The 467-nt window shown below is 52.2% G+C and carries 1 pseudogene; it reads left to right on the forward strand.

What is annotated here, in order from left to right:
• Positions 1 to 467: pseudogene (locus KDM89_RS19675) on the forward strand (hypothetical protein); the annotation flags it as partial.

Consider the following 467-nt stretch of genomic DNA (forward strand, 5'->3'; position numbering starts at 1 on the left):
GGTCCTTTCGTGAACATCACCGATATCGAAGCGCCAAATACCGCACCTAGCACCACCACCAATGGCGTGTGGACAGCCAAACGCGGCAATAATGCATTTGACGACACCAACGTTTACTTCCACCTGGATCAGAATCAGCGCTATATCCAGTCGCTGGGTTTCACCGGTTCCAAATCCATCATCAACCGTCCGCTGAATGTGGATACCGACGGTGTGAATGGTGATGACAATTCCCATTACCAGCCTGCGGCAGCCGGCAAGGATTACCTGGCCTTCGGTCATGGTTGTGTCAATGATAGCGAAGACGTGGGCGTGATCCTGCATGAATATGGTCACGGCATCCAGTACAACATCAACAATAGCTGGACCGGTGGTGATACCGGCGGTATGGGTGAAGGCTTTGGCGATTACTGGGCTGCTTCTTATTCTTACAGCACCGCCAATGGCAAAACCTTCCATCCGGAATG

The sequence above is a fragment of the Cognatundibacterium luofuense genome (genome assembly GCF_018139685.1).
GTDB lineage: Bacteria > Pseudomonadota > Gammaproteobacteria > Burkholderiales > Burkholderiaceae_D > Undibacterium > Undibacterium luofuense.